Below are 6,598 nucleotides of genomic sequence, written 5' to 3'. Positions count from 1 at the left end.
CAATAATGTGTGGTCACATGAGCAAACTATTTCAGCTGATGGTTCAGGGGCAAAAATAAGAGATGTCGTTTATTTCAAAAGTAAATTAGGCTTTTTAGGTTATTTATTTAAACCAGTATTTCAATCAATATTTGCTCATCGTCATAAACGGTTAAAATCAAAGTATGCAAAAAGCAGCTAACAAGGCCTCATAGGGGCATCGTTAAGTTTCCTAAGAGGGGGTTTTCAACTAAGCTAGTAACTGGAATTTTTCTACACTGATGATCAAGGGGCAGATATGAAGTTGTCAGTAAATCAGTTCTTATTGTTCATAATTGCTTTACTTTGTGTACAGTTGGCGTGGGCAAATGAAGCAATAGACATTGTCACAGATCCATGGCCTCCATTTGCCTATGAAGAAGATAATAAAGTGGTGGGAACCGACGTAGAAGTTGCGTTATCAGTATTTCAGAAGCTTGGCGTAACAGCTAATATTCGATTATTGCCATGAAAACGCTGCTTGGGTTTAGTTAAAAACAAAAAAGCTGACGCAATACTAGCCGCTTCTATAACTGAAGAAAGAAAGGAATTCCTACACTTTCCTAGTGAGCCAGTGTCTAAAGGCGTTACTGTATTTTTTAAGAAAGCAACAAACTCTATTTCTTCTATTGACTTAAATAACCCTAAAAACCTGCGTGTGGGGGCAATTCTTGGCTATAAATATTGTGATGAGTTAGACAATTCTCACCTATTAGAGAATGCATCGCGAGTACCGACTTTGGAACAAAGCTTGAATATGCTGTTACTGGGTCGCATCGATTTAGCAATAGGTGTCGAGCTAGTTGGCTTTCATAAAGCTCGGGAGATGGTTATTTTGGATCAATTAACTATCGTTGGGAGTAAGCGTTATTGCCCTGGCGGAAATTATTTAGCTTTTGCGAAGAAGCCAGGGCTTGAAGAGCTGTCATTGAGATTCAGTGAGGAGCTGACGAAGTTCAAGACAACTGATGAATATAAACAAATTCTAGCCAAATATGGAAAACTTCAGTAAGAGTTTAACCAAGCGCCCTACCGAACTCGCCTTCGGTTAACGCAGCGTTAGACAATCTTTATAGGGAAATATATCAATTGATCAAAAACACCATCTTTATTTTATCTCTAACACAGCTGTTCGGCTGTGCAACCACAAGTCAAGAAAGGCTCGCTCGGGCAAAAACTTATGAGGAAAGATCTGAGCGCGCTAATCAACAAGCTTCTAAAATTGGAAGTCTCCCTGGTACTCCAGATAATATTGAGTCGATGGAAAGAGCTTATGAAGAATCAGCTTATTACAAAGAAAAAGCACATGATACGAAGTACAAAAATACATGGGCTGAATTGATTGTTGGGGTCATTGCCCTTCTCATTGGAATCGCAACAAAATAAACATAACCAGACCAAGCAACAGGTTCTTTATGAAACTAAAAACAATTACTTTACTCTTAGCAAGCCACTTATCTATAGGCGCATTGGGTATCGGTTTGGGGATATATATCCTGCCAATTCTAACGGCACCGACTGCGCCTTCAGAGTCAACGATCTCAGAGATTTCTTCGCAAGCGCGATATACCGGGAAGTTTAAAAGAGACCTAGAGGATAGCGACACCTTTCACTGGGGCGAAGGCATCGTTTCGCTTAACACTGAGTACATTTCTTTAGCTGGCCAACTGGCTCCCGGGCCAGACTATAAGCTTTATCTTTCTAAAGAGTTCGTAGAAACCGAGCTTGATTTTCAGCGCTTGAAGTCGTCAATGCTTCAAGTTGGTGACGTGACAACCTTCGAAAACTTTGTCGTCAAAGTGCCTCAGGGCACCAATATAGCTGACTTTAGCTCAGTCATTGTTTGGTGTGAGGCCTTTGGTGAGTTTATTACGGCAGCCAAATATCAGTAAATGAGTTCAGCGAACAGACTCTGCAATTAAAATATTTGATTCGCCCAAACGGTTAAACCCGATGCGACACTGCCGAAGTGGTCGCCATCAAGCACCTCGATGTCACCAAATTTATTGTGAATTGCTTTACGAATAACAGGGGACTGACCCGATCCCCCCGTTATAAAAATTAGATCGGGTTGTGTTTGCGCTTGTGTAATCGCTTCTTCCATCAAGCTCAGCATTTTCATCAAGGGTCGGTCAATTGCTTCAGCAAACTGCTCTAGCTTTACGTCTTGACTCAGCCCATCTTCGATAAACTCAAGTGAGCTTGAAACCCTATCGGCTGAGGACAAGGCGATTTTGCATTGCTCTGCGCTGCGAACAAGCTGATGTTGCTGCTGATTATTTCGCATTGAGATAAAGCGTTTGATCAAGTCTGGCTCAACACAATCGCGTAGTAGCTGTTCAATATCCAAGCCTGTATTAAGTTCATTAAACCGTGTCTGAGCCGATACATCGTTAGTGCTCACTGCGTCCCAGAAAAGCTGGGTGGGAACAGGAAGACCGCTTTTGGTTTTTGACAACATGCCCAGAAGTGGCATGAGGTGCTTTCCTGCCAGCTGAATATCAAGATCGTTCCCCCCTACTCGCTCACCGCTATGCCCTAGAAAATCTTTTGATCGATCGCTCTTATCTCGGTAAGAAGGCCCCATTCTAACCATGGCACAGTCGCTCGTTCCACCACCGATATCGACAACTAAAACCGTTTTATCTGCATCGAGTGAACGTTCAAAACTCAGGCCTGCGGCAATAGGCTCAAATAAAAACTCAACATCTTTAAAACCAGCACGTTTTGCTGAGGTTTGCAGAATTTCCAAGGCCTGACGGTTACTCTGCTCGGCGTCCAAACCTTGAAAGTTTACAGGGCGACCAATTACAGTATGCGATATCGTATCGCCAAGTGTCTGTTCCGCACGCGCTTTAATAGATTGCATCATTGCCGTAACGATATCTTCAAATAGAAAAACCGCTTCTGGACGAAGTCCGCTGGCACCCAGAAAAGACTTCGGGGACTTTACAAAGTAGCCTTCTCCCGGCCATTGTAAATACTCTTCAAAGGCTTCATGGCCGACATAGACTATTCTTTCGTCTGAACCAAAACCTTGCTCCCGACGAACATGTTGAGCACGAGCTAAGTGGTTACTGCGCAGGTCGATATAGTCTGACTTAAGCTCATCAGTGGCAATAGACAAGCCGACACTTTCACTAATCAGTTCCCGGTCTAAAGCATACAAAGTCGACGGCATAAAGCGCTTGCCTTGCTCTAGCTCGAGCAAACGGACGCTATTCAAATTACTATCGTGAATACCTATTGCACAGTTTGAGGTTCCAAAGTCAAAACCCGAAATCATTCCACTACCACCTTTAATACCACTAGAAGAAGGACAAATAAAAAGGGCGCGAAAATTAACATAAGCTTCACGGCTTAGCCAGTTAAATATGGCAGGCTGTCTTTTACCTAATTGCTGAATCTATCGACTCCCTAGAAGTTATAGGTAGGGCATTGAAGTCCTACCCAAGACTTTATAAGCTACTCTCATAAAGTCGCTCTATCTAGGCACAGTAAGACTGCCTAACCGGGTATTAGTTTATGCAACAATTTTCAAGCAGTGCCGACGAGAAGATAGCCCTCGAACATGAAGCTGCCAAGCTTTTTATGCGTCACTATGAAAGGCTACACGGTCAAGAAATTCGGCATATTTGGCACAACAAACCAAATAAGCCAGATGTATCCTGCGAGTTGGAAGGCCTTCGACTCGATTTGGAAATTGCGCACCTATACGGCTCTGAAGCCGAAGCAATGGCGATATTGAAACGTGACCTGACGGATAAAACACGTGAAGCACTGCGCGAGCAGGCTAACTGTTCCAACGTGCATGAGCGTCTGCTTAGCGCTCTGAATAGAATACTGATGAACAAAGCCCAAAAGCACTACAAGTCCCAACGCGTATGGCTGATCATTCGAAATGCACACCCCGCATGGACATCAGAAGAAATCATCGCCTTAAGAGACAAAATCCATGTTCCTGAAGGGCACCCTTTCGAGCAGATTTGGATTGTTGCAGACTATCAAGCGCAGAGCGGGATTGTTCAGCTATTCCCTTCTATACATAAAAATTATTGCTAACGCCTTTATTTCGAGTCGTTACAGCTAAATATTGGAAGTCGAGTGTTTCAAACACCTAGACATATTTGTGTAAGGTTCTTTCTAAATCTTCTCTTATAATTGGTTTACTCACATAATCTGTCATGCCGGCCGCCAGGCACTTCTCCCTGTCACCTTTCATTGCGTTGGCCGTTAACGCCAGAATTGGGACATTTTTATACGCCTCGCCGCCTAAGCCTTCGCGGATGTTCTTACTTGCTTCATAGCCATCCATTTCAGGCATCTGGCAATCCATTAACACCAGGTCATATATTTTATCGCTACTGTTTAAAGTAGCCAAAGCTTCTACACCATTGCCAGCCACGTCGATGTGATACCCCATATGGGACAGCAATTCTTTGGCAACCAGCTGGTTAATTTCATTATCTTCAACTAATAATATCTGCACCGCATGAGGTTTAATGCCCGAACACTCTGACTCACCTTTCAGGGAAACTTCCGGTGCCTCAGCAACACCCAGATTAAGTCCAAATCGAAATGTGCTGCCTTTGCCAGGTGTACTTTCTACCCATACACCTCCCTTCATCAACTCACTCAACTGTTTAACAATCGCAAGCCCGAGACCCGTGCCACCGTACTTTCTGGTTGTGCTTGAGTCTGCTTGGGTAAAAGGGTTAAAGAGCTGTTCAAGCTTCTCGGCTTCAACACCAATACCCGAGTCAACAATGGCACAACGCAATATCTTTCTGTCCTTCTGCTGCACCAAACTAGCCTTAATTGTAATACTACCTTCTGAGGTAAACTTAATCGCATTACCAACTAAGTTGTTAAGAATCTGACGAATTCTTCCTGCATCTGCTTTAACCCACGCTTGCTCGAAGCCTTCCAAGTGCAATTCGAGTTTTAAGTCCTTGGCTTCCATATCGAAGCGCACCGAATCGACAAAAGATTCGAATAATTCCCTTAAATCTATCGCACCTTCATCAAGTACAAGGTGCCCTGCATCAACCTTGGAAAAATCGAGAATGTCGTCGAGTAAAGAAAGCAAAGAGCTTGCACTCTTCTTAGCAATTGCCACCTTTTGCGATGAAGAGTCATCTAGGCTTTCTGTATCCAATACGCTCAGCATCCCTAGCACACCATTCATAGGCGTACGAATTTCATGGCTCATATTGGCTAGAAAGACACTTTTTGAATGCGCTGCCTGTTCTGCTTTTTCCTTCGCTTCTTTTAACTCCAGCTCGGCTTTTACCTTTTTATCAACATCTTGAAATGAGCCAAATAAGCGTACACACTTGCCGTCTTTAAATTCTGACTGGCCAAGTGCAGAAACCCAGATTTCATTGCCTTTAGCTGTCACCAGCTGCAGCTCTTCTTGCCAAGCAATGCCTTCTTCAATACCTTTGTTCACCGCGGCGGTAATTAGCTCTCTACTTCTACCTTCTTTATAAAAATTGATCGCTGTAGAGACATCAGGTTCAAAGCCTTCGGGTACTTCGTGAATTTCTTTTGTCATGAGTGACCAGTAAAGCCGGTCTTCCAGCATGTCCCACTCCCATGCACCAATTCTGGCCTGCTGACTCATCGACTCCAGTAAAGTCTTCTGACGTGCTAAATCTTCTGCAACAAGCTGTTTGCTCAGTTCATTACCTATCCATTGGGCAAATAAACGAATGAGTTCAAATTCGTCATCACTAAAGGGTCTGGCATGTGCTTCAGGACCAGAAAAGTTTAGCGTACCAAAGCGTTCACCTGACACGATTAGCGGCACACCAATATAACTTTCCAGGCCAAAAGCCTCGTAGCAAGGATGCGTATTAATGCAGCTTTTCTCTACATGATCAAAGCCTGTTGGTCCATTGGCATTAAGGGTGTGGATACAGTAAGTAATGCCCAGTTCAAATTCATCACCAGGTTTTACTTCACCATTCGGAGTGTCGGAATACTTAACGACATATCGCTGATTATGAATATGACTGACCAAAGCCAAAGGTAACTCGAAAGTCTGCTTTCCCAAGGCCAAAACTCGCTGGATTTTTTCTTCAACTGATAATTCACTGTCGGCAGTAATGAGGTGCAAACGACGAAGTGTATTAATTGCTTTGTTGTTTTCCGTCAGGTCATTCATAAAGACGAAAAAGCCAACAACATTACCTTCTCTAATTTGCGGAAGGTAGGTTGCTTGTCTGTAGATCATGCCGGTTCTAAGGTCTAGCTCAATGTCTTTATCTAATCGAACTTCTTCCCCGCTAAGCACTCTTGCCAAGTAGGGAGATAGCTGAGCACAAGCCTTCTCACCAATCACTTCAACCAGCGGTTTATCTTCTACCTCTTCTATAGATAGATGAAATGATTTGGCATAGCGAGAGCTTGCCTTACGATAGTTAAGGTCGGCATCGAGATAAGCCCATGCAAGAGAAAGGTTTTCGGCGACCTTTGCCAGCATCGGGTCGATTTCAAAGTGAGACATGTACGGCTCCTGAGCATTGATATCAAGAGTATAGATGCTACTCCCGCAGAAAGTAGCTGAAATATGGAA

At 43.5% G+C, this 6,598-nt stretch carries 8 protein-coding genes; 6 read left to right on the top strand and 2 right to left on the bottom strand.

What is annotated here, in order from left to right:
• The 5 genes from A3729_RS33730 to A3729_RS02030 all read left to right on the top strand — a co-directional run.
• On the top strand, positions 1-181 hold a 181-nt coding region (locus A3729_RS33730), incomplete at its 5' end, for a hypothetical protein (protein ID WP_231877303.1).
• Between the two features lie 96 nt (positions 182-277).
• On the top strand, positions 278-490 hold the full coding sequence (locus tag A3729_RS02045) for a hypothetical protein (protein WP_068516628.1): 213 nt from the start codon (positions 278-280) through the stop codon (positions 488-490).
• Positions 491-499: 9 nt separating this feature from the next.
• Positions 500-1,030, top strand: a complete 531-nt coding sequence (locus tag A3729_RS02040) for an ABC transporter substrate-binding protein (protein WP_068516624.1) — start codon at positions 500-502, stop codon at positions 1,028-1,030.
• 77 nt (positions 1,031-1,107) lie between these two features.
• Entirely contained in the window at positions 1,108-1,404 is a 297-nt protein-coding gene (locus A3729_RS02035) for a hypothetical protein (RefSeq protein ID WP_068633046.1), read from the top strand.
• Positions 1,405-1,433: 29 nt separating this feature from the next.
• The gene (locus A3729_RS02030; protein WP_068633045.1) at positions 1,434-1,910 is read left to right on the top strand and encodes a DM13 domain-containing protein; all 477 of its coding nucleotides are present in this window, start codon (positions 1,434-1,436) and stop codon (positions 1,908-1,910) included.
• A gap of 26 nt (positions 1,911-1,936) precedes the next feature.
• Here the strand turns inward: A3729_RS02030 and yegD are convergent, their stop codons facing one another.
• Positions 1,937-3,304 carry a molecular chaperone gene (gene yegD, locus A3729_RS02025; RefSeq protein ID WP_068552978.1) on the bottom strand — a complete coding sequence of 456 codons (1,368 nt, stop codon included), beginning with the start codon at positions 3,302-3,304 and terminating at the stop codon, positions 1,937-1,939.
• A gap of 239 nt (positions 3,305-3,543) precedes the next feature.
• On the opposite strand from yegD, the gene A3729_RS02020 reads away from it, so the two are divergent.
• A complete protein-coding gene (locus A3729_RS02020) occupies positions 3,544-4,080 on the top strand; it encodes a hypothetical protein (protein ID WP_068506920.1) in 537 nt (178 codons plus the stop codon).
• 55 nt (positions 4,081-4,135) lie between these two features.
• Here A3729_RS02020 and A3729_RS02015 read toward each other — a convergent pair whose 3' ends face one another.
• On the bottom strand, positions 4,136-6,529 hold the full coding sequence (locus A3729_RS02015; protein ID WP_082880533.1) for a GAF domain-containing hybrid sensor histidine kinase/response regulator: 2,394 nt from the start codon (positions 6,527-6,529) through the stop codon (positions 4,136-4,138).
• Between the last annotated feature and the right edge of the window lie 69 nt (positions 6,530-6,598).

This window comes from Oleiphilus sp. HI0043 (assembly GCF_001634935.1).
Note: the sequence above shows the minus strand (reverse complement) of the source record. Positions and strands in the feature narration are given on the sequence as shown.